Genomic DNA, 23,848 nt, shown 5'->3' on the forward strand with positions numbered 1-23,848 from the left:
TGTTCAATGAAGATTAGAGGTGTGAAAAGATAAAGGATATGCTCGTATGATGCGTCAGTGTGAGCTTGTTGGACGTGTTCAACGTTACAAGTCTGACGTAGATGAGGCTCTTTTAAATAGGGCCTATGATTATGCAATGAGAAAGCATGCACATCAAAAGCGTGCGTCAGGTGATCTTTATTTTTCTCATCCTTTAGAAGTTGCTGCTATTTTAACAGATATGCGGTTGGACGAGGCAACGATTGCTGTTGCTCTTTTGCATGATACAATTGAAGATACAAGCGCTACACGAGCAGAAATTGATCAGCTTTTTGGTTCTGAAATTGGGAAGTTGGTTGAAGGGCTTACAAAGCTTAATAAGCTTGATCTTGTATCAAAGAAAGCTGTACAGGCAGAAAATCTTCGTAAACTTCTTATTGCTATTTCTGATGATGTTCGTGTTCTTTTAGTCAAACTCGCTGACCGTCTTCATAATATGCGTACCCTTGGTGTTATGCGTGATGATAAACGTCGGCGAATTGCTGAGGAGACGATGGATATCTATGCGCCACTTGCAGGCCGTATGGGTATGCAGGATATGCGTGAGGAATTAGAGGATCTCTCTTTCTTTTATTTAAATCCAGAAGGTTATCGTACGATTACCAATCGACTTTCTGAATTATTGAAACACAACCGTGATTTGCTTTCCACAATTGAAAATGAATTGACAAAACTTTTTTTCGAAAATGGCATTAAAGCAGATGTTAAAAGTCGTCAGAAAAAATCTTATTCAGTCTTTCGCAAAATGGAAAGTAAAGCACTCTCTTTTGAACAATTATCGGATATTTTTGGATTTCGTGTGATTGTTGAGTCCGTGAATGATTGTTATCGTGCTCTTGGTGTCATTCATACGACATGGCCAATGGTTCCTGGTCGTTTTAAAGATTATATCTCTATACCAAAGCAAAATGATTATCGTTCTATTCATACAACAATCGTGGGTCCTTCAAGACAACGTGTTGAGTTGCAAATTAGAACGGCTGCTATGGATGAAGTTGCTGAATATGGGGTTGCTGCTCATTCCATATATAAAGAGCACGGTTCCAATTATTCGACTTTGAAGTTATCAAGTGAAACGAATGCTTATGCATGGTTGCGTCAAACGATACAATCTTTGTCTGATGGAGATAATCCAGAAGAGTTTTTAGAACATACAAAACTTGAGCTTTTTCAGGACCAAGTTTTTTGTTTTACGCCGAAAGGTCGATTAATTGCTTTTCCTAAAGGAGCTACGCCTATTGATTTTGCTTATGCCGTCCATACAGACATTGGTGATTCTTGTGTGGGTGTAAAAATCAATGGTCGTATTATGCCTTTAATGACCAAATTAAAAAATGGTGATGAGGTTGATATTATTCGCTCACACGCTCAAATTCCGCCAGCAGCATGGGAATTTCTTGTTGTCACAGGTAAAGCACGTTCAGCTATTCGACGAGCAAGTCGTGCAGCGGTACGTAAACAATATTCGGGCTTAGGATATCGTATTCTCGAGCGTTCATTTGAATATATGGGAAAGCAATTTTCAAAAGACCTTTTGAAGAAAGTTTTGCCACGTTTAGCACGTAAAGATGTCGAGGATGTATTGGCTGCTGTTGGGCGTGGAGAGCTGTTTTCCGCTGATGTGATTAAAGCGGTTTATCCTGATTATCAAGATCACCGTGTAGTACAAAAGTCCTCTTTTAAGCCTGGGGAAGAAGGTTGGTTTAATATTGAAAATGCTCAAGGTATGATTTTTAAAGTTCCAGAAAATGAAAAGAATGCAATGGTCGAGAATCATCAATCTAAAGCCTTGCCTATTAGAGGAACCCGTGGAGATATACCCGTACGTTTTTCACCGGAAGGAGCAGTACCTGGAGATCGGATTGTTGGTATTATGCAGCCAGGAGCAGGGATCGTTATTTATCCAATACAGTCTTCAGCTTTGATGGCGTATGATGATCAGCCAGAACGATGGATTGATGTCCGCTGGGATATTGATGCCCAAATGAATGAACGTTTTCCTGCACGGATGAATATTTTGGTTGTAAATAGTCCTGGTTCTTTGGCTGAAATTACACAAATAATTTCTGCTAACGATGCCAATATCCAAAATTTATCTTTTATCCGTACAGCACCAGATTTTACAGAAATTATGATTGATTTGGAAGTGTGGGATTTAAAACATTTGAATCGTATTTTTTCTCAGTTAAAAGAGGCAGGTTCAGTCAGTACAGTACGGCGGGTTCATGGATAAAAAGAAAGATTTTGCAATGAATACACAAGATGTCATTGATATTTTTAAACAAGCAGATGCCATTCTAGAAGGGCATTTTATTTTAACATCGGGGCGCCATAGTGCGATTTATATGCAAAAAGCGAAAGTATTCATGCATGCTGACTTGACGGAAAAGTTATGTCGTGGATTGGCTGAAAAAATCAAAACATCTATCGATGGAAAAATTGATTATGTTGTTGGTCCCGCAATTGGCGGTCTTATTCCTTCCTATGAAACTTCACGTCACCTTGGTGTTCCTTCTCTTTGGGTAGAGCGTGTAAATGGCATCTTTGAATTGCGTCGTTTTGAAATCAAGAAGGGTGCACGGGTTGTTATTGTTGAAGATATTGTGACAACGGGTCTTTCCATTCGTGAGACTGTTGAAGCGCTTGTTGCAGCAGGAGCAGAGGTATTGGCCAGTGCATGTATTCTTGATCGTTCTGGTGGTAAGGTCAATGTTGGAGTTCCATTGATTGCGCTTGCTGAATACGAGATAACCTCTTATGCTAGTGATGCTCTTCCTGCAGAGCTTTCTGTTCTTCCAGCGATTAAGCCAGGTAGTCGAAATATTTAATTGTTGTTCTATTTTTTTTTGTGCAAAAGCTTAAAAAGATTAATTTGGATAATATAGGTTATTTCATTATCAAAAGATGTATATTGAGAGTCATATGCTTTTTCGTCGTCGAGAACCAATAGATTTTGTAACGCGTATTCGACTTTGGTTATGGCCACGTCGTTCATTTTCTCGCTCATTTTGCTACATATATAAACGTATTTTGCGTATATCAGCAACACCGCATGAAGTAGCATTAGGGGTTGCTGTTGGCATTTTTTTAGCTTGTTCCCCTTTCTTTGGGCTGCATATTATTTTGGCAATATTTTTTTCTTGGCTTTTGCGTGCAAACTTTGCTGCCGCAATCATTGGGACGATTTTTTCTAATCCACTCACATTTTTATTGATTATCATGGCTGATTATAAAGTAGGGTATTTTTGTTTATCACTTTTTAGCGATGTCAAAGAGATTTCTCTTTCGCAAATTCGTGCTCTATTTAATGGTCTGACATTGTCAAATCTCTCTCTCCTCTTTAAAGGCGCATGGGACACAATTATGAGTCCTATGATTTTAGGTGGAACTCTTTTAGGTATTATTTTTGGTGGTTTATCTTATATAGGTGTTTACAGAGCAACGGTTCGTTTTAAACAAAAGCGATATCAAAAGATTATAAAAAAAAGGCGTTAAAAGAAGCATTCATCGCCTGTATTAAAACAGAAATAAATTTAAGAAAGATCGGGTAATATCTTATGGTTGTTGGTCTTGGAAATGATCTGGTTGATATACGACGTATTGAGAAAATGTTGGTTCGTTATGGTGAGCGTTTTATCCAACGTATTTTTACGGATATTGAAAAAAATAGATCTGAAAATCTCAAAAAAAGCTCCTCTTCCTATGCAAAAAGATTTGCTGCTAAAGAAGCATGTGCTAAAGCCTTAGGAACAGGAATCGCTTGTGGTATCAATTGGAAAGACATGGGGGTAGTTAATTTGCCATCTGGTAAACCAACAATGCAATTAACAAATCGTGCGCAAGTGCAACTTCAAAAATTATTACCTCCTCATCATGAGGCAGTTATTCATCTTAGTATAACAGATGATTTTCCTTGGGCACAGGCATTTATTATTATTGAAGCACTTCCACGTGGATAGACGGTGTGAGAGATTGTGCTTTTGTTATTTGAATATTATGATGAAAAAAAGTTATATCTGGTGATGAGAAGGCAGTTGGTGATGATCGAAAAAGATAAAGTGCATAAAAAAGGTGGGATTCGTGAATTTATTTCTGTTTTAATACAGGCTCTGCTTTTAGCAGCGTTTATTCGGACACTTTTTTTCCAGCCGTTTAGTATTCCTTCCGGTTCAATGCGTCCGACTTTGCTTGTGGGGGATTATCTGTTTGTTTCTAAGTATGCATATGGGTATTCTCATTTTTCCCTTCCCTTTTCTCCTCCCCTTTTTTCTGGACGTATTTGGGCATCTCAACCTCAACGTGGAGATGTGGTCGTTTTTCGCTTACCAAGTAATCCGAAGATTGATTATATAAAACGCGTTGTTGGGTTACCAGGTGATCGTATACAAGTCCGTCAAAGTGTCCTTTATATTAATGATGAGGCTGTTTCACGTCACTTTATAGGGGAGATTGATAATTCTGATATAACAGAGGTTAACTATCCTGTTGAGGTTTATCGCGAGACAATGCCTAACGGTGTTAGTTATGATACACTTGATTTAGCTTTCATCCCAAAAGTTGATGATACAGAAGTCTTTGAAGTTCCTCAAGGACATTACTTTATGATGGGAGATAACCGCGACAATTCAGATGATAGTCGTTTAGATGTAGGCTATGTTCCAGAAGAAAATCTTATTGGTCGCGCGAGCGTGATTTTCTTTTCTATCAGTAATGGTTCAAGTGCTTGGCAGATTTGGCGCTGGCCATTTGATGTGCGTTGGAAGCGTTTGTTTTCTTTCATAAATACGGTTCATGATTTGCCGCTTATCAAGCAAGGAAACAACGATGAAACGTCTCATGATTGATCAGCTTTTCAAGCTGACAGGGCATCGTTTTAAAGATGAAGAGAGATTAAAAAGGGCATTAACACATTCAAGTGTACAAGATTCGGAACAGGGGAATTATGAACGATTAGAGTTTCTAGGTGATCGGGTTTTAGGGCTTTTGATTGCAGAGATGCTGTATCAACTTTTTCCTCAGGCAAGTGAAGGTGAATTATCAGTCCGTTTGAATCATCTGGTCAATGCGCAGACATGTGCTGATATTGCGCGCGAAATGAGGCTGCCTGATATGATCCATGTCGGGTTTGAGATGAAAAGTTTTGAGGGGCGTCGACTCATCAATATGCATGCAGATGTCGTGGAAGCTTTGATTGCCGTAATATATCTCGATGGAGGCTTGGAAAGCGTTCGCCCTTTTATTCAAAAATATTGGCAAAGTCGGGCAAAGAAAATGGATGCTGGTCGACGTGATGCCAAGACAGAATTACAGGAATGGGCACATATCCAAGGCAATGCACAACCACATTATCAGGTTATCAAACGTTCAGGTCCAGATCACGATCCTGTTTTTATGGTAGAGGTCAGTATTTCTGGGTTTGCTTCAGAGATTGGGCAGGGAAGCTCCAAAAGATATGCCGAAAGAATGGCAGCTGAAAAAATTTTGCGACGAGAGGGTGTATGGAAAACAGTGGGAAAAAATGATCATGAGTGACGTTATGAAAACGCGTTCTGGGTTTGTTGTGCTTATTGGGATGCCTAATGCCGGTAAATCGACACTGGTTAATCAATTGGTTGGAACAAAGGTTTCAATTGTAACGCATAAGGTACAAACAACCCGCACTTTAATCCGCGGTATTGTCATTCATGATGATGTGCAAATTGTGTTGGTCGATACACCGGGTGTTTTTCGTCCCCATAAGCGCTTAGAACGAGCCATGGTCTCTGCTGCTTGGGGAGGGGCTAAGAGCGCTGATGTTCTACTCGTTTTAATCGACGCTCAAAATGGTCTTTCGGATGAAGTTGATATGATGTTAGATATTGTAAACAATCTGAAACAAGAAAAAGTTCTTGTTCTTAATAAGGTTGATACAGTTGTTAAATCATCTCTTCTAGCGTTAACCACTAAAATAAATGAACGTGTAAAGTTTGCGCAAACATTTATGATTTCTGCTCTAAACGGTTCTGGTTGCAAGGATTTACTTCATGCGTTGAGTAATATGATGCAGGAGGGGCCATGGTATTATCCGGAAGATCAAATTTCTGATATGCCCATGCGTCATCTTGCTGCTGAAATTACGCGTGAAAAACTTTTTCTTCGTCTTCATGATGAACTTCCTTATTCCTCAACGGTTGAAACAGAAAACTGGGAAGAGCGTTCAGATGGTTCCGTTAAAATTAATCAAGTTATTTATGTCGAGCGTGAGAGTCAGAAAAAAATTGTTTTAGGAGCAAAAGGCGGTACAATTAAAGCGATTGGACAAGCAGCACGTAAAGAACTCATGGAAATTATGGATCAAAAGGTGCATCTTTTTCTCTTTGTGAAAGTGCGCGATAATTGGGATACCGATCCAGAACGTTATCGTGAAATGGGATTGGATTTTTTAAAATAAGATTTTTAAAAAATAATTAAAGTAAAATGAAGTGGAAAGAACAAGCCGTTATTCTTGGTACACGCCAATATGGTGAAACAAGTGTTATTCTTGAGATTATGACACGTGAACATGGTCGTTATATGGGAGTGGTAAAAGGGGGCCGCTCGCGTCGCATGGCAGCTCTTCTTCAACCTGGAAATTTTGTGGAGGCTGAATGGTGGGCGCGTTTAGATGAACATTTGGGACTTTTTCGGCTTGAAGCTCTTGATTTACATGCGGCACGATTAATCTGTCTACCAGAAGCACTTTATGCTTTGCAATTGATAGCTTTTCATTTACGGCTTCTTCCCGAGCGTGATCCCCACCCCATTTTATATGATATTTTACACCTTTTTATGCAGAACTTTGATGAACCATTTGTAAATGCGGAATTGCTGGTACGTTTTGAAATGCGGCTTCTTGAAGAACTTGGTTTTGGTCTTGATTTATCTTGTTGTGCTGCAACAGGTCGTCAGGAAAGGCTTCATTACGTATCACCAAAATCTGGTCGGGCTGTCTGTGAAGAAGCAGGAGAACCTTGGAAAAAAAAGCTTCTCATTCTACCACAGTTTCTTGTACAAAGAATGACTCGTCCTGCTGATTTTAGTGACATAATCAATGGTTTTATACTAACAGGTTTTTTTCTTATGCGTCATGTCTGGGAGCCACGAGATATAAAGCAGCCGTCAGTGCGCATGAATATGATACAATTGTTTGAGCGCCAATTTGGTGTACAGGCATTAATTGGTTGATCTGATGATAATTGAATAGAATGGAAAAATGAAAATTTTAAAGACAATTGCTGAAGTTCGCCGATATACTTCAGAGGAACGACGTTTAGGTTTTTCGATTGGTTTTGTTCCAACAATGGGGGCATTGCATGATGGCCATCTTGCATTAGTACAGTATGCAAGAGCAATGTGTGATCGCGTAGTGGTTTCTATTTTTGTCAATCCAAAGCAATTTGGACCTCATGAAGATTTTTCTCAATATCCAAGAGATTTGAAGGGCGATTGTGCTTTGTTAAAAGAAGCAGGTGTTGAATGTGTTTTTGCTCCTTCTGTAGATGAAATGTGGCCACTGGGGAATGATACAATTGTACAAGTGAAAAAATTATCACGTATTTTGATGGGAAAATTACGTCCGGGGCATTTTTGTGGTGTAACAAGCGTTGTTGCTAAACTTTTTAACATTGTCCAACCAGATAAGGCTTTTTTTGGGGAAAAGGATTTTCAACAAATTTTAATTATTCGGCGTATGGTTGAAGATTTGGCTTTTCCTATTGAAATCGTTGGAGTTCCTATTCTACGGGAGTCAGATGGTGTAGCGTGTTCTTCACGCAATCAGCTTTTAACATTAGAAGATCGTAAAGCTGCCAAAATTATTCCTGAAAGTGGAAAAGCTGCTGAAAAGCTTTATCATGAAGGTGAACGGTCGGTTGATAAATTATGCAAAACTGTTCGTGATATTTTACAACAAGAAACGCGTGCAATCATTGAAGCGATAGATTTACGGGATATGAAAACTTTATGCGTGGTTAAAGGAACATTGAATAAACCGGCGGTTTTACTCCTTACTGTCCGCTTTGGTGAAGTAAGGCTGATTGATCAATATATATTGCAAGAGAAGGGTGGAAAATGAGTGTACATAAAACCGTAAAGCGTATAACATCTTCCGAAATACGTGCAAGAAAGGGACAACAGCCAATTGTTTCTTTAACAGCTTATCAAGCTTATACTGCGCGGATTGCTGATCCATATTGCGATATCCTTTTGGTTGGTGATAGCGTTGGGATGGTTGTGTATGGGTTTGAGACAACGCTTCCTGTTAATTTAGATATGATGATTTCACACGGGAAAGCTGTGGTGCGAGGGTCTCAAAAAGCTCTTGTTGTTATTGATATGCCTTTTGGGTCTTATGAGGAAAGTCCAGAGCAAGCTTTTTTAAATGCATCGCGCATTCTTGCACAAACGGGGTGTGGTGCAGTTAAGCTTGAAGGGGGCGTTTATATAGCCCAAACAATAGATTTTTTGTGTAAACGTGGCATTCCAGTGATGGGGCATATCGGTCTCACACCCCAAGCAATGAATCGTTTTGGTGGTTTCAAAACACAAGGACGCAAGGAGAGTGATTGGCAAAGAATTGAAGCAGATGGAGCAGCGATTGAAGAGGCAGGTGCTTTTGCTGTTGTTTTAGAAGCAATGGTTGAACCTTTAGCGGTGAAACTGACAGATAAGCTTTCTATCCCTACGATCGGTATAGGGGCGTCCAATCAATGTGATGGGCAAGTATTGGTTATGGAAGATATGTTAGGTTATGGTGCCCATGTACCAAAATTTGTACGTCGTTATGGAGACCTTGAACAAGCCATGGAAACTGCAATCAAGAATTATGCAGAGGATGTTACATCTCGTGCTTTCCCAGCAGATAATGAGGTTTATAAACTAAAATAAATTTCAGTTTAAGATGAAAAATTTGAAAAGAAAATATGATGTTTTGATAATAAACGTGCATAATTTCATATATTTTTGTATGTAATTTGAATGCTGTTTTTTTCATTACTTTTATACGTTATGAGCGCATAAATACATATTTTTTGAGGTTTCCGCTGAGAGTATGTTGTAGTAAATCTTTGGGATCGATAATATTTTTGTAAGTTACAGGTTGTAAGAATAGTAATTGTAGAAGTGCAAATTTCATAGAATAATAATAAAAAAGGCGCTGGCTTTATTTTTGTATAAATATATTTGAGCCATGAATGGAGAAAAGCCGCTCTATATTCAATTGTAATGACAAGAAATAGATAATGCGAGGAATCTTAATATGATCTTTGGGTATCCAAGTCATTAAAGCGCGTTAAAAATGCGCTTTCAATGTGTTGTGTGGAATAGGGGTATAAATTAAGATCATCGGGTAGAATATTATTGGGAGAGCCAAAATAGCGAAGGGCTTCTTCTGTATTAAATCCAGCAAGCGTAATCGCTTCATAATAGGCAGCAATACGGTCGGCTTGTTTGATTTTTTTTAAAAGTTTTTGAGAAAGATCAACGGGAAGAGAAAAACGCATGTGGATAGCATCTTGGATGCGTTTTTCAGTGTGCTCATATTGTTTTCCTATGACAGCTTTAAAGGGTGAAATCATATCGCCGATGACATATTCCGGTGCATCATGAAGAAGAGCATAAAGACATTCGTTGCACTGTGATTGCGGGAAAAGTTTTTGAAATATTTGTTCAACCACAATTGAATGTTGTGCAACAGAATAAGTGTGTTCTCCACGTGTTTGACCGTTCCAACGTGCCATGCGGGCAAGTCCATGGGCAATATCTTCAATTTCAACATCAAAAGGAGAAGGATTAAGAAGATCAAGTCGCCGTCCAGAAAGCATTCTCTGCCAAGCGCGTGCTTCTCCACTTTTTAATAATTCAGCTTTAGCCATGAGCGTTTTCTATGGTATTTTCAGGAAAGGTAAAATTCATATTTTCAGCAATGCTTATAGTGATAGGAATGTTTTTTACAGTAAAGGGGATGTTATGATCCATAGCATCTTTAACGTGGTCAATACGCATTAAAGCAAGAGCCTCATTTTCTACACATGTTCCCAAGTATCCAAGCACTTTTGTTCCTGCTACAATGCTAGATTGAGGAGTTAATTTACACTGACCTTTTACAATCAAAATACGGCGACGTGCTGCCCGGCGGTGGTGCATACGTGAAACAACTTCTTGTCCAATATAACACCCCTTGTTGAATGCAAGTCCATTGATTTGATCGTAATTAATATCATGAGGAAAGACTTTGCCGACTTCATAATCTTGACCACTTTCTGCAATTGCATAACGGATACGCAATTGATTCCATATGTTATGATATTCTGAAGCCAAAAAAGACATTTTACCATAGATTCGTATTATTTTTTCTTTTTCTGGGAAGCGTTTATCAACAAAACTTGAATCAAAATTTAAAGTATCTGATTCATTCTTCCAAGAAACTGTAACAAGCTCTTGTAATGGTTGTGTAATTTCTATTTTTTTACGCAGCTTATAGAGCAACAGGCGCTTGTGGAGCATATCAGCTAAAGGCATCATAATATCAATCAGATAACCATCTTCTTTTTTGCCGATAAGAAAATCAGCAAGAACTTTTCCTTGTGGCGATAAGAGGGCTCCAGGGAAAATTTCTTGTGGGCTGATTTTTTTTACATCTGTCGTTATCAGGGATTGCAGAAAATCTGTTGCTTCTTCGCCTGTAATTTGAATAATTCCGCGGTTTTTTAAGCAAATGGCATTTTGTTTTTCAATCATGGTTCTTGCCTTTCTGCTCAAAGTTACATAATCGATAAGTGAGGAATATGTAAGGAGCGTGGCTATGTTTAAAACATTTGATACAATTTTTAAAGGTGCAACACTTGTGAATCATGATGGAAAAAGCAAACGTGATATTGGTGTTACAAATGGACGTATTGCTGAAATAGGCGACCTTACATGCGCATCGGCTAGTGAGGTGATTGATTGTACCGGGCTTCATATTTTGCCGGGAATTATTGATAGTCAAGTGCATTTTCGCGAGCCAGGCAATGCATATAAGGAGGATTTGGAAAGTGGCTCGTATTCTGCTGTGTTAGGGGGGGTTACAGCAGTTTTTGAAATGCCTAATACCAATCCATTGACAACATCAGAAGCTACATTAAGCGATAAGGTTAAACGCGCATTTCATCGAATGCATTGTGATTTTGCATTTTGGGTTGGAGGAACACGTGAAAATGCTCATGAATTATCTGAGCTAGAAAGACTTCCTGGTGCGGCTGGAATTAAAGTCTTTATGGGGTCCTCTACCGGTGATCTTTTGGTCGATGATGATGAAAGTGTACGTCTTATTTTGGAAAATACACGCCGTCGTGCAGCTTTTCATTCTGAAGATGAGGCAAGGCTCAAAGAGCGTAAAATACTGCGTATTGAAGGGGATGCATCATCACATCCGATTTGGCGTGATGAAGTTGCGGCATTAAAATGTACGCAGCGTTTGGTAAAAATTGCGCATGAGACGAAGGCACGGATTCATGTTTTACATCTTTCGACAGAAGAAGAAATTGATTTTCTAAAAAAACATAAAGATGTCGCAACAATTGAAGTGACACACCATCATTTGACGCTCACAGCTGATGATTATAAGAAGTTTGGTACATTAATTCAGATGAATCCGCCTATTCGTGAATTGCGCCACCGTGAAGCTCTTTGGTACGGTGTGCAGCAGGGAGTTATTGATGTTTTAGGCTCAGATCATGCGCCTCATACTTTGGAAGAAAAGCTTCAACCGTATCCCTCTTCACCTTCAGGAATGACAGGTGTGCAAACGACAGCAGCAATTATGTTGACACATGTGAATGCAGGAAAAATATCCCTTGAGCGTTTTGTTGATCTCACGTCACATGGACCTAGCCGTATTTTTGGTATAAGCTGTAAAGGACGCCTTGCTGTTGGATACGATGCTGATTTAACCATTGTTGATCTTAAACGGGAAGAAATTATTACGAATGGCTTAATTGGTTCGCGTGCCGGTTGGACACCTTATGATGGTCAAAAGGTTAAAGGTTGGCCTGTTGGAACGATTATCCGTGGTATGCGCGTTATGTGGGAAGGTGAAATTGTCACACCTTCACAAGGAGAGCCTGTTAAATTTATGGAAACTTTGGTGTAAACAGATTAAAATTATAAGTATGCCGTAAAATACCATCCTTTAGAGTGGTGATATAGGGTATGTCAGCCTCTTTGATACATAAGTGTTTTTTTATGCGTGGTGAATATTCTTAGGCTTGTTTGTAGAAACTATGCAGCAAATTACATGCGTTAGAAGCCAAGAGGAACCTTGTTCAACAAGAACCTAGATTATTTACAGAGCAAATTTAGTTAAAAATCTTCGTCCTTTGAGGTGTGGGGAGGAAGCCAAAGAGCGATTTTGTATGGGGAAAAAGGCGCTCATACGAATAAAAGCGTATCGAGACATTATTCTTTAAACGTCTCTCTATTTTCAGAGCTGGTTTATTGCTCCCCGCATTTGTGAAAGGAGTATCATTGATACCGCTAAAATTGAGAGAGATACTTTTTGTATAGATTAATTATTTATAATGTATGAGGAGGTTTTCAGATAAAATTCTTCCTTCCTCAATGTATCTTTGATTGGCTTCAATGGCTGCTTGTGTACAATGATGATAATTTTCTGAGAAAGCACGATACGCTTCATTAAACGCTTCATAAAAATAAGCACGTCTTTGTGGAATGGGGTGTTCTGCTTCAATCAGTGCATTCATATAGTCATACCATTGGTTTGTTGGAGGCTCGCAAAGATTTTGGAGAGAATGCAATGATCCCAAAATTTCTGCTAGTCGGAGTAATTTTTTTTCATAAGGTGGAGATTGTTGTGCAAAGGTTGGCATTGAAATGACAATAAATATTAAAATAATGATGTTCATCAATCTATATTGCATTATTTTTATTGCTTTCTTTGAATAAAACTCTGTAAAGATAAAATAATTTTGTCATGAGAACGCTGTAAAAATAGAGTTAATTGCTACATTATTCTCAATTATTGATTATAAAATATAGGGCGTAAGAGGCAGTAAGGAACCCATTGTAGAATATTGAAAATACTGACGAAGCTTTGTGTAGTTTAAAATTTAAGATTTTCTTTCTGTAAACTATCTATTTTTCACATAGATTTATATTGTATTACCTATAGAATTTTTTCTAAGCTCGTTTTCTTTAAGGAGGGAAAGCATTTCTAGTGATAGAACGCTTTTGTCCAATCAAATAAAATAGATTATTTTTATGATAAATGATGGATACAGCCGTGAATACAATGGGAAAATGGTAAGAAGAATTTACTATAAGATAAAAGTTTTTAGCGCTAAACAGCGTAATACAATAATTTGAGATAAGATACATCTAAAAGGATCGGTGCATAATATCGTCCATGGAGTCAATAAATGAAAGAGTTGCGATTTTATAATACGCTGACACGTAAAAAAGAAAATTTTACACCAATAGATGCGACAAGAGTACGTCTTTATGTTTGTGGTCCGACAGTTTATGATTATGCGCATATAGGAAATGCACGCCCTGTCATTGTTTTTGATATTTTATTTCGTTTATTGCGTCATGTTTATGGTAATGAGCATGTTCTATATGCACGTAATATTACAGATGTTGATGATAAAATTAATGCACGAGCAGCTTGCGAATATCCAAACTTGTCATTGAATGATGCTATTCGTCAATTAACAGAACGTACATATTCTCAGTTTCAGCAAGATACAATAGCACTTGGTTGTCTTTTGCCAACCAGCCAGCCGCGCGCAACCGAGCATTTAGAGGAAATGCGCTCTTTAATTGAAAGATTGCTTGAAAAGGGGCACGCTTATAAAGCGGAAAATCATATATTGTTTTCTGTAAGTAGCATAAAAAATCCTCCCCATTATGGGGCATTTGCAAATCGTTCTTTAGATGAAATGAGGGCGGGGGCGCGTATCGATGTTGCTGCTTATAAAAGGGAGGAGATGGATTTTGTTTTGTGGAAGCCTTCTGTGGAAGGAGAACCAGGTTGGAAATCACCTGCCGGAATTCCTGTTTTAGGTCGTCCAGGTTGGCATATTGAATGTTCTGCAATGTCAATGGCAAAGTTATTAGCACCCTATGGCGGTGGTTTAACATGTGATGATCCGACCGCCAATGTTTTTGATATCCATGGTGGTGGACTTGACTTAATTTTTCCTCATCATGAAAATGAGATTGCACAAAGTTGTTCAGCTTTTGGGACGGAGCGAATGGCTAATTTTTGGATGCATAATGGTTTTTTACAAGTTGAAGGCAAAAAGATGTCGAAAAGCTTTGGCAATTTCATAACCATTCGTTCTGTTTTAGAGAATAATTTTTTGGAATTTAATGGTATTTTAACCGATGAAATGAAGCAAAATTGGGCTGGTTTGTCTGCGCGTTTTTCGATGTTACAAACGCATTATCGTGAACCATTAAATTGGACAGCACAGCGTTTAATACAATCGAGCAGCGAACTATATCGTTGGTATGAATGGCTTCGCAGTAAAAAGAGTGAGATGAAAAACAATGAAGCAATTGATGATACTTTAATAGATGCACTTAGTGATGATCTTAATACTCCAAGAGCACTGACTCTTTTGCGAAAATTTTATAAAGAAGGAAATGCTTTGGCTCTTGTGAATGGGATGAATTTATTAGGACTGTTACGACAAGAATGGATTAAAGAAATAGACTGCCCGCTATTTATGAGAAAAACTTTCCTTGATACAAAATTTATTGATCAGCGTATTGCCGAAAGGCTACGGCTTATCCATAATAAAGAGTGGGAAGCTGCGGATATAATTCGTGATGAGCTTGCAGCTGAGGGGGTTCTTTTAAAAGATAGTAAGGATCCGCAGAGTGGTGAGCGCATAACCATGTGGGAAATAAAGCGACACTAATGTCTCTATTCCAGCAGCTCCATAAAAAAGGAGAATATGATGGAATTTTTATATCATTATGGATATATCGCGCTTAAGCTGGCTGTAGGTCTTGTTGCCTTCTTATTTATTTTAAGAACGACGGGGCGGGGGAGTCTTAGTCAAATGACACCAGTTGATTTGGTCAGTAATTTTGTCATGGGAGGTATTATTGGAGGCGTTATTTATAATCAGAATATTAGTAGCATTCAATTATTGCTTGTTTTACTCATCTGGCAAACCTTGATTACATCTTTTAATTTTATTGCACGCTATTCAGTTTTTTTTCGTCGTCTTATTGCAGGGCGGAATGTCACATTAGTTTTAGATGGAGTTTTCCAAATGGATAAGATTAAGAACTTAGGGATCAATATTAATGATCTCATTACGATGTTACGTCTTAAAGGGTGTCACTTACATGAAGCTGCTTTTGTTCGTTTGGAAACCAATGGTGATTGCACTGTCATTAAAAAGGAAGAAGGAAAGAAATCGACGATTTTAATAGAAAATGGTGAAGTTATTGATGATGGACTTAAAGAGATTGGTAAAACAAAAAAGTGGCTTCAGGCCGAATTGAAAAAAAAACATGTAAAAGTTGAAAGTTTATTCGCAGCAGAATGGTATGAAAATACAGATCAAAATAATAAATTGTATAGTGGATTATTTCTTGTTCCTTTTTCAAAAACAGTCTAACTTCAAAAAACGGGTAGGTATAGCTTATTGGAAGTATAATAAAGAGATAAATCTATAAATAACCACAGAGGGTATTTTGCCTGTTTGTGCGGATGATAGAGAAGTAAGGACTTTATGAAACGCAATGAAATGACAAAAACTGTATCATCAGATACAGGGAAGACTCTGCACACACTTTACAATTTATGGCCCTATATGTGGCCGGTAGGTCGGCGTGATCTAAAAATGCGTGTGCTATGGGCAATATTTTATCTTGTTTTGGCTAAGCTCGTTCTCATATCTGTACCGTATTTATTTAAATATTCTACGAATGTGCTTGATTCAAGCTTTCAGCTACCTGAATGGTTCCCATCCAGTTGGATTATTCCCATCATGCTCGTTTTGGCATACAATGTCGCGCGTATTATGCAGGCTGGATTAAATCAATTACGCGACTCCCTGTTTGCCACTGTTGGTCAATACGCTGTTCGTCAATTAGCCTATAAAACCTTTGTACATATGCATGAGTTATCCTTGCGATTTCATTTGGAACGCCGAACAGGTGGGCTTTCTCGTGTGATTGAGCGTGGAACAAAAGGAATTGAAGCGATTGTAAGATTTTCAATTCTTAGTACAGTACCGACAGTTTTAGAATTTATATTAACGGCACTGGTATTTTACATAAGTTATGGGTGGCATTATCTTCTCATCGTTGTTGCAACGGTTGGATTATATATCTTATTTACCATTAAGGCGAGTGATTGGCGTATTCGCATTCGACAAAAAATGAATACAGCGGATACTGAGGCGAATACTCGCGCTGTTGATTCTCTTTTGAATTTTGAAACGGTCAAATATTTTGGTAATGAAACTCTAGAAGCCGATCGATTTGATGCTTCTATGGTAGGTTATGAAAAAGCCGCAACGAAGATTTGGACATCGTTAAGCTGGCTTAATTTTGGTCAGACTCTTATCTTTGGTATTGGAATGACGATCATGATGCTGATGTCAGCTTATGAAGTTTTTTATAAGACACAAACTTTAGGAGATTTTGTTTTTATTAATGCGCTTTTAATGCAACTTTCCATTCCACTAAATTTTATTGGTTCAATGTATCGTGATATTCGACAAGGTTTAACGGATATTGAAGCAATGTTTGATCTTTTAGATGTTCAGAAGGAGATCGTTGATAAATCGGATGCTAAACCGTTAGAGATAAGCGATGGGACCATTTGTTTTCATCAGGTAAAGTTTTCCTACGATTCGAGACGTCAGATTCTCAAAGATATTGATTTTGAAGTTCCTGGAGGAAAAACAGTTGCCATTGTCGGTCCATCGGGTGCCGGTAAATCCACTATTTCTCGGTTGCTTTTTCGGTTTTATGATGTTGATGCGGGCTCTATCACAATTGACGGGCAGGATATTCGTGACGTAACACAAAAGAGTTTGCGTGAAGCGATTGGCATGGTCCCACAAGATACGGTGTTATTTAATGATACAATTGCCTATAATATTTGCTATGGGCGTCCAAGTGCTACAGATGAAGAGATGCGCAAAGCTGCTGAAATGGCACAAATATCAAAATTTATTGAAATTTTACCGGAAGGTTTTCAGTCTATGGTAGGAGAGCGAGGTCTCAAATTATCAGGTGGTGAAAAACAACGCGTGGCTATTGCACGGACACTTTTAAAAGCTCCCCCACTTCTTATTCTAGATGAAGCAACGGCGGCTCTTGATACGGCGACGGAACAGGAAATTCAACAAGCATTGGATATTGTAAGCCGTGGACGGACAACATTGATTATTGCTCACCGTCTTTCTACTGTTATCAATGCTGATGAAATTTTAGTTCTTAAAAGTGGTCGTATTATTGAAAATGGGACGCATACAGAGCTTTTACGCAAGAAAGGTCTCTATGCTTCAATGTGGAATAAGCAGCTTGAAGCAACGAAAGCTGAAGAAAAGTTACGTAAAATGCGTGAAGAAGATGAGATGAGTGTTGTTAATCGTAAAAAATAAATAGAGCAAAATGTAATCTATATCTTTATATGGAGTGATTGATTAAATACATAAAAAGATACAAGAGGAACAAAAAGATTTGTTGCTTGTTTAAGTTTACGATGAATAGGAAATTATATGAGTATTCTGCAATCTTTCCATAATAGCTTTGTATCGGTTCATAAAGAAGGCTATCCTTTTATTGTAGCGTTTTTTGTTATTTCGCTCATTCTTGGTTGGATATGGAGTCCGTTGTTTTGGTTTGGTCTCGTTCTCACGGTGTGGTGTGTATACTTTTTCCGTGATCCAGATCGTGTGATCCCTTTGAATTCAAATTGGGTTATGTCGCCTGCAGATGGGCGTATTTCCTTTGTGGAATCATGTGTTCCACCTGAAGAATTAGGATTAGGGAAAGATGAAATGATCCGTATTTCCATTTTTATGGATGTTTTTTCATGCCATATTAATCGTATTCCTATCAGTGGTACAGTAGAGTCTATCATTTATCATCCAGGTCGATTTACTAATGCTGACTTTGATAAAGCTAGTCAGTTTAATGAGCGTAATGGGGTGGTAATTGATAGCAAACATGGTAAAATCGGTATCGTACAAATAGCGGGAATGGTTGCACGCCGGATTGTTTGCTGGTCAAAAGAAAATGATGCCGTTATGACTGGTGAGCGATTTGGATTGATTCGTTTTGGTTCTCGCCTTGATATTTATATACCAACTGAAATGAAATTGCGTGTTGCAGTTGGACAGACAGCAATTGCTGGAGAAACAGTTTTGGGTTCTTTTGATGATAAGAGTGCCACAACGGACTTCAGATACGATTAGGACTCACAATGAAAAATTTTTCGCCATTTTCTTCATTCAATCCTGAGGGGCAGCATGATGAAGGTGCAAATCGGCGACGTTCACCTACATCAATGCGGTATGTCATTCCCAATATCATTACTATTTTAGCAATTTGTGCAGGGATGAGCAGTATTCGTTTGGCTTTTGAACATCGCTATGAAGCTGCTATTTTAATGGTGCTTTTGGCCGCAGTTTTAGATGGTGCTGATGGTCGCATTGCCCGTTTAATAGATGGTAGTTCATCTTTTGGGGCACAGATGGATTCTCTTGCTGATGTTGTAAATTTTGGTGTTACCCCTGCGCTCATTGTTTATTCCTTTATTTTGAATCAAGCGAATCATATTGGTTGGGTTGCTTCCCTTGTTTATTGTGTTGCTTGTTGTTTGCGATTAGCACGTTTTAATGTGATGTTGGATAACCCCAATATACCTAAGTGGCAGAAAAGTTATTTTGTTGGTGTTCCAGCACCAGCAGGAGCATTATTACTTTTATTGCCGACCTATTTAGGCGCTCTTGGTTTGGTCCCCAGTTGGGGGTGGGCATTATTTTTTAGTCTTTATACTGTAATTATTGCTTTTCTTTTGATCAGTCGCTTACCAGTATGGAATGCAAAAACAATTGATCAAAATTTAAGGCGCGATATCGTTATACCGTGCATGTTGATCATTGTTATTTATGTCGGTTTTCTTGCAACTTACACATGGAAAACTTTATTGATTACAGCTGTTAGCTATATGATTTTTCTCCCTTGTAGTTTTATCGCTTATAATAAACGTGCTGCTCTAGAAGAGAAAAAGACTGATGCTAAAGCTATCCAAGAATTATAAAGTGCTTCATTATTCTGTCGAAAAGCACAGAAAAAAGAGAGTCAAATGATTTACTTCTCAGATGATGATTAATCAGGTACATGATAATCTACAAACCGATTTTTATGGACATTAAAGAGTTTTCCAGTTTCCTGTAAATCAGGTGATAACAAATGGACTATTTTTTTTGCAACCTCTTGTGGTGAAGGCAGAGTTTGTGGATCTTCACCGGGCATAGCTTCAGCGCGCATGGCAGTGCGTGTAGCACCAGGGTTGACACAATTAATCTTAATAGGGGTTTGTTTGAGTTCTTCTGCCCAACAGCGGGCAATCATCTCTAAAGCCGCTTTAGAGGCGGCATAAGCTCCCCAGAAAGGACGTGCAACGTGTGCAACGCTTGAGGATAATAGGATGGCTCGTCCAGCATCAGATTCACGTAATAAAGGCTCAACGGCTTTCATTAAGCGCCATTGGCTGAAAAGATTTATTTGAAAAACATCTTCAAATACCGTGTTTTCTATATGTGCTATTGGTGAAAGTGTTCCAAGGATTCCTGCGTTTGCAACGATAATATCAAGTTTTTTCCAGCGTTTAGCAATTGAGATAGCAAGGGTATCGATGTTTTCCATATGATGCAAGTCAAGTGGAACAAGGGTTGCATGAGCCCCTTTTTCTCGGATTTGATTGTCCAATTCAGTAAGTCCACTGACTGTTCGTGCAAGGGCAATAATATCAGCACCATGTGCCGCGAGCTCGAGTGCTAAATAGTAGCCAATCCCTCTTGATGCACCTGTAACAAGTGCAACACGCCCATGGAGACTAAAGTCGTGTTTTCCCATTATTAATCTCTTGTTTTAAGAACAGATGATTGATAAATTTTGGAGAGATTTTCTTGATCAACCAGATGCGTAGGATAATATCCAGTAAAATAATGGTCAGTAAATTGTGGGTCGGCGTTATTCCGTTTTTCCCCTGCTACAGCAAGATATAATCCATCCGTTGAAAGAAATTCTAATGAATCCGCTCCAATAAAATCACACATAGATTTTAAATCTGGATATTGATTTGCTAAAAGGCTTTCAATTTTAGGTGTATCAATACCATAAAAGTCGGGATAAAAAATCATAGGGCTAGCAATGCGCATATGAACTTCTTTTGCTCCTGCATCGCGAAGCATTCGTACAATTTTAAGGGATGTTGTTCCACGTACAATAGAGTCATCAACCAGAATAACACGTTTTCCTTCAATCACAGGACGGTTTGCCGAATGTTTTAACTTGACGCCAAAAGCGCGAATTTGTTGTGTTGGTTCGATAAAAGTGCGGCCAACATAGTGATTACGAATAATACCAAGCTCGAAGGGAATTCCAATTTCTTGTGCATAGCCAATTGCGGCAGGTGTTCCTCCATCAGGAACCGGAACCACAACATCACCCTCACAAGGGGCTTCCTGTGCTAAACGGATTCCCATATTTTTACGTGTTGCATAGACACTACGCCCTCCAACGATTGAGTCCGGACGGGCAAAATAAACATATTCAAACAAGCAAAGTTTTTCTGGTTTTTCATTTTTTGGTTTTATAATTTTTTTAGTAATTTCCCCATTTTTTTGTATTTCACATATGATGATCTCTCCATTTTTAACATCACGGACATATTTTGCTCCAATAATATCAAGAGCACAAGTTTCAGAACAAAAAATAGGCTTACCATCAAGTTCCCCCATCACGAGAGGTCTAATTCCTGTTGGATCGCGTGCCGCAATAAGCTTTGTACGTGTGAGCGCTAACATAGCATACCCACCTTCTACTTGCCGAATTGCATCAACAAAACGATCAGAGGACGCTTCATAACGTGAGCGGGCAATAAGATGAAGAAAAACTTCTGAATCTGATGTTGATTGACAGATAGCTCCAGAAGCGATGAGTTCACGGCGTAATGTGAGACCATTGGTAAGATTACCATTATGCGCAATAGCAATACCTCCAACTTTCAATTCAGCAAAAAGGGGTTGAACATTGCGTAATGCCACTTCTCCAGTTGTTGAATAACGGGTATGTCCGATAGCACGATTTCCTGGTAAGCGTGCAAGTGTTGCAGGGTTTGTATAGTGATCGCCAACAAGACCTAAATGCTTTTCTTGATGAAATACTTTATTATGGTAAGAAACAATCCCAGCTGCTTCTTGCCCACGATGCTGAAGTGCGTGGAGTCCAAGAGCTGTTAATGTTGCGGCATCTTCATGCCCAAGAATACCAAAAACTCCACATTCTTCATGAAGGGTATCATCATCTAATGAAAATTCTTGACAGAAAACATCGCTTTTTATCATCATATTCTTTCAGTTGTGATATGGAGGAATCATTAATATCACATTTTACATCATTTAGTTCTCTTTCCTCATGAAAAACTATTCTCTATTTTTTAAAATTATCTTTTCATGAGAGTGTTGCTCATACGTATGTTTATTGCTGTCTTTAAACAAATTTTCCGCCTTTTCGAGAACAGATCCAATATCTTTTGGGAGTATTTCCCAAACTTTTTGTCCCAATGAATCTAAAATAGGCCTTGTTTTTGCATTTTTTAACCAATTCGCTTGAAGCTCGGGTTTAATCAGTGCATTAATCAGCAACATACCGATGACCATGATAAGTAAACCACGAAGTGCTCCAAAAATAAAACCAATAGCACGGTCAAGGATACCAATTCGACTATCAATAATAAAATCAGAGATCTTCATTGTAATAATTGAAGTAATAATGAGAACAATAATAAAAATTGTGACCAATGTTGTGATCAATGCAATCATTTTATTGGAGAGATATTGTTCAAAGAAAGGTAAGACAGGTTTGAATAAAAACAATGTCGTAACAGCTGCAACTGCCCAAGAAATCAACGATAACACTTCACGTGAAAATCCTCGAAGCATAGCAAGAAAAGCGGACAACAGGATGATTATTACGACAATTCCATCAAGGATTGTTATGATCATTTGTTTGTTCCTTATAAATAAAGTTGTGCTCTTTTAAGTCTGTATCAAATATATTTTTGTTTGCCATTTTTTATTCTTATAGCAAGGATCTTTTGTATTTTATAGAGTTTTTTCTATATTATCATAATCTATGGTGAAGATCATTTTTTACTTACGGTAAGAGTAGCAACGAGTTCGGGAAGGTCGGAGAAAGTTTTTTGTTGAAAGTTGAGCGACTTCATCATTTCGGTTGTTGTTGTGGGGTGAAAGGCTCCTTGAAAGCCGAGTTTTTTTGCTTCATTGATGCGCTGTGCTGAATGTGCAACAGCGCGGGTAGCTCCTGAAAGACTGACTTCACCAAAATAGACATAATCCGTTGGCAAAGGGATATTGGCAAGAGAGGATACCAAAGCAGCGGCTACAGCTAAATCAGCAGCGGGTTCTGATATACGATATCCACCAGCCACATTTAGATAGACATCATGCTGCCCAAAACGAATACCACAATGAGCTTCTAAAACGGCAAGAATCATTGAAAGACGATTTCCATCCCATCCAACAACAGCACGTCGTGGTGTTCCAAGGGAAGAAGGAGCAACAAGCGCTTGAATTTCTACGAGTATTGGGCGTGTTCCTTCCATTCCTGCAAAAACAGCAGCGCCTGGTGCTTTTTCATTACGTTCCCCTAAAAATAATTCGGATGGATTTATCACTTCGCGTAATCCTTTATCAGACATTTCAAAGACACCAATTTCATCTGTTGGTCCGAAGCGATTTTTTACAGTTCTAAGAATGCGATAATGGTGTCCTCCTTCACCCTCAAAATAGAGAACGCCATCAACCATATGTTCAACGACCCGAGGACCAGCAATTTGTCCATCTTTTGTAACATGCCCAACAAGAACAACGGCGGCTCCTGTTTTCTTGGCAAAGCGGATCATTGCTTGAGCACCGATACGTACTTGTGTGACAGTGCCAGGTGCTGAATCTGCTGTATCTGACCATAGGGTTTGAATCGAATCGATAATCACCATATCAAGGTTTTTATGTTCGCTTAAGGTTGCCAGAATATCTTCAACATTGGTTTCAGCAGCAAGTTTTACCTCTGTATTATTAGCTTCAAGCCTTTGCGCGCGCAGACAAATTTGCGCAATAGCCTCTTCACCTGAAACATAGATGACATTATATCCTTTACGTGATAAAGCAGCGGCTGTTTGTGTCAGCAATGTTGATTTACCAATACCCGGATCACCACCAACAAGGAGTGCCGATCCACGGACAAAGCCCCCACCGGTAACACGATCAAGTTCAGCAATACCAGAATGAATACGTGGAGCATCTTCGATATTTCCAGAAAGAGATGTGAGTGTGACAATGCGTCCTTTACGAGCGTTCTGTTTAGGACCACTTCCTATCCCGCCATTTATATTTTCTTCAACAAGAGAATTCCATTCTTCACAGGCGCTACATTTCCCTGCCCAACGAGAATGGATGGTTCCGCAATTTTGACAGATAAATTGAATACGGTTGCGTGCCATGGTGGT

At 38.7% G+C, this 23,848-nt stretch carries 23 protein-coding genes; 16 read left to right on the plus strand and 7 right to left on the minus strand.

The genetic code is table 11. The features are described 5' to 3' along the window. Nucleotides 1-46: 46 nt before the first annotated feature. From ACFILW_RS00670 to panB, 10 genes are all read left to right on the plus strand, one after another. Nucleotides 47-2,272: a RelA/SpoT family protein gene (locus ACFILW_RS00670; RefSeq protein ID WP_375622219.1), complete on the plus strand. Its 2,226-nt coding sequence runs from the start codon at nt 47-49 to the stop codon at nt 2,270-2,272. 16 nt (nt 2,273-2,288) lie between these two features. Then, nucleotides 2,289-2,867 (plus strand): orotate phosphoribosyltransferase, encoded by a 579-nt coding sequence (pyrE, locus tag ACFILW_RS00675; protein ID WP_375684942.1) that lies wholly within the window; start codon nt 2,289-2,291, stop codon nt 2,865-2,867. Nucleotides 2,868-2,961: 94 nt separating this feature from the next. Then, entirely contained in the window at nt 2,962-3,534 is a 573-nt protein-coding gene (locus tag ACFILW_RS00680; RefSeq protein ID WP_375622218.1) for a DUF2062 domain-containing protein, read from the plus strand. Between the two features lie 62 nt (nt 3,535-3,596). Further along, nucleotides 3,597-3,998, plus strand: a complete 402-nt coding sequence (acpS, locus tag ACFILW_RS00685) for a holo-ACP synthase (RefSeq protein ID WP_375684921.1) — start codon at nt 3,597-3,599, stop codon at nt 3,996-3,998. 81 nt (nt 3,999-4,079) lie between these two features. Continuing rightward, entirely contained in the window at nt 4,080-4,883 is an 804-nt protein-coding gene (gene lepB / locus ACFILW_RS00690) for a signal peptidase I (protein ID WP_375622216.1), read from the plus strand. Next, a complete protein-coding gene (gene rnc / locus ACFILW_RS00695; protein WP_375622215.1) occupies nt 4,864-5,571 on the plus strand; it encodes a ribonuclease III in 708 nt (235 codons plus the stop codon). The genes lepB and rnc overlap by 20 nt, the downstream gene beginning before the upstream one ends. Beyond that, on the plus strand, nt 5,564-6,469 hold the full coding sequence (gene era / locus ACFILW_RS00700) for a GTPase Era (protein WP_375645763.1): 906 nt from the start codon (nt 5,564-5,566) through the stop codon (nt 6,467-6,469). The genes rnc and era overlap by 8 nt, the downstream gene beginning before the upstream one ends. A gap of 26 nt (nt 6,470-6,495) precedes the next feature. Next, entirely contained in the window at nt 6,496-7,242 is a 747-nt protein-coding gene (gene recO / locus ACFILW_RS00705) for a DNA repair protein RecO (RefSeq protein WP_375622213.1), read from the plus strand. Nucleotides 7,243-7,270: 28 nt separating this feature from the next. After that, nucleotides 7,271-8,131, plus strand: a complete 861-nt coding sequence (gene panC, locus ACFILW_RS00710) for a pantoate--beta-alanine ligase (protein WP_375684922.1) — start codon at nt 7,271-7,273, stop codon at nt 8,129-8,131. Next, the gene (gene panB / locus ACFILW_RS00715) at nt 8,128-8,943 is read left to right on the plus strand and encodes a 3-methyl-2-oxobutanoate hydroxymethyltransferase (RefSeq protein WP_375645767.1); all 816 of its coding nucleotides are present in this window, start codon (nt 8,128-8,130) and stop codon (nt 8,941-8,943) included. Before panC ends, panB begins: the two co-directional genes overlap by 4 nt. Nucleotides 8,944-9,308: 365 nt before the next feature. Here panB and ACFILW_RS00720 read toward each other — a convergent pair whose 3' ends face one another. Both ACFILW_RS00720 and ACFILW_RS00725 read right to left on the minus strand, forming a co-directional pair. After that, nucleotides 9,309-9,929, minus strand: coding sequence for a YfbR-like 5'-deoxynucleotidase (locus ACFILW_RS00720; protein ID WP_375684923.1), 621 nt, complete (start codon nt 9,927-9,929; stop codon nt 9,309-9,311). After that, nucleotides 9,922-10,794 carry a YgfZ/GcvT domain-containing protein gene (locus ACFILW_RS00725; protein ID WP_375622209.1) on the minus strand — a complete coding sequence of 291 codons (873 nt, stop codon included), beginning with the start codon at nt 10,792-10,794 and terminating at the stop codon, nt 9,922-9,924. The genes ACFILW_RS00720 and ACFILW_RS00725 overlap by 8 nt, the downstream gene beginning before the upstream one ends. 64 nt (nt 10,795-10,858) lie before the next feature. Here ACFILW_RS00725 and ACFILW_RS00730 point away from each other — a divergent pair, with 64 nt between their 5' ends. After that, entirely contained in the window at nt 10,859-12,187 is a 1,329-nt protein-coding gene (locus tag ACFILW_RS00730; protein ID WP_375684924.1) for a dihydroorotase, read from the plus strand. Between the two features lie 418 nt (nt 12,188-12,605). On the opposite strand, the gene ACFILW_RS00735 is transcribed toward ACFILW_RS00730, so the two are convergent. Next, entirely contained in the window at nt 12,606-12,974 is a 369-nt protein-coding gene (locus ACFILW_RS00735) for a TIGR02301 family protein (protein WP_375684925.1), read from the minus strand. Between the two features lie 498 nt (nt 12,975-13,472). On the opposite strand from ACFILW_RS00735, the gene cysS reads away from it, so the two are divergent. The 5 genes from cysS to pssA all read left to right on the plus strand — a co-directional run bounded on the left by cysS (nt 13,473) and on the right by pssA (nt 19,354). After that, a complete protein-coding gene (gene cysS / locus ACFILW_RS00740; protein ID WP_375684926.1) occupies nt 13,473-14,981 on the plus strand; it encodes a cysteine--tRNA ligase in 1,509 nt (502 codons plus the stop codon). A gap of 39 nt (nt 14,982-15,020) precedes the next feature. Continuing rightward, entirely contained in the window at nt 15,021-15,692 is a 672-nt protein-coding gene (locus tag ACFILW_RS00745) for a DUF421 domain-containing protein (RefSeq protein WP_375613046.1), read from the plus strand. A gap of 114 nt (nt 15,693-15,806) precedes the next feature. Continuing rightward, the gene (locus tag ACFILW_RS00750; protein WP_375622205.1) at nt 15,807-17,690 is read left to right on the plus strand and encodes an ABCB family ABC transporter ATP-binding protein/permease; all 1,884 of its coding nucleotides are present in this window, start codon (nt 15,807-15,809) and stop codon (nt 17,688-17,690) included. A 117-nt stretch (nt 17,691-17,807) separates the two neighbouring features. Further along, the gene (locus tag ACFILW_RS00755; protein ID WP_375622204.1) at nt 17,808-18,506 is read left to right on the plus strand and encodes a phosphatidylserine decarboxylase; all 699 of its coding nucleotides are present in this window, start codon (nt 17,808-17,810) and stop codon (nt 18,504-18,506) included. A gap of 8 nt (nt 18,507-18,514) precedes the next feature. Next, nucleotides 18,515-19,354, plus strand: coding sequence for a CDP-diacylglycerol--serine O-phosphatidyltransferase (pssA, locus tag ACFILW_RS00760; RefSeq protein ID WP_375622203.1), 840 nt, complete (start codon nt 18,515-18,517; stop codon nt 19,352-19,354). Nucleotides 19,355-19,422: 68 nt separating this feature from the next. On the opposite strand, the gene ACFILW_RS00765 is transcribed toward pssA, so the two are convergent. From ACFILW_RS00765 to radA, 4 genes are all read right to left on the minus strand, one after another. Next, entirely contained in the window at nt 19,423-20,172 is a 750-nt protein-coding gene (locus ACFILW_RS00765; protein WP_375622202.1) for an SDR family NAD(P)-dependent oxidoreductase, read from the minus strand. A 2-nt stretch (nt 20,173-20,174) separates the two neighbouring features. Continuing rightward, nucleotides 20,175-21,668, minus strand: coding sequence for an amidophosphoribosyltransferase (gene purF / locus ACFILW_RS00770; RefSeq protein ID WP_375622201.1), 1,494 nt, complete (start codon nt 21,666-21,668; stop codon nt 20,175-20,177). A 75-nt stretch (nt 21,669-21,743) separates the two neighbouring features. Next, nucleotides 21,744-22,325 carry a CvpA family protein gene (locus ACFILW_RS00775; RefSeq protein ID WP_375622200.1) on the minus strand — a complete coding sequence of 194 codons (582 nt, stop codon included), beginning with the start codon at nt 22,323-22,325 and terminating at the stop codon, nt 21,744-21,746. A gap of 140 nt (nt 22,326-22,465) precedes the next feature. Beyond that, the gene (gene radA / locus ACFILW_RS00780) at nt 22,466-23,842 is read right to left on the minus strand and encodes a DNA repair protein RadA (RefSeq protein ID WP_375622199.1); all 1,377 of its coding nucleotides are present in this window, start codon (nt 23,840-23,842) and stop codon (nt 22,466-22,468) included. Nucleotides 23,843-23,848 lie beyond the last annotated feature (6 nt).

The sequence above is a fragment of the Bartonella sp. TT110JLCBS genome, from assembly GCF_042193405.1.
Taxonomy (GTDB): Bacteria; Pseudomonadota; Alphaproteobacteria; order Rhizobiales; family Rhizobiaceae; genus Bartonella.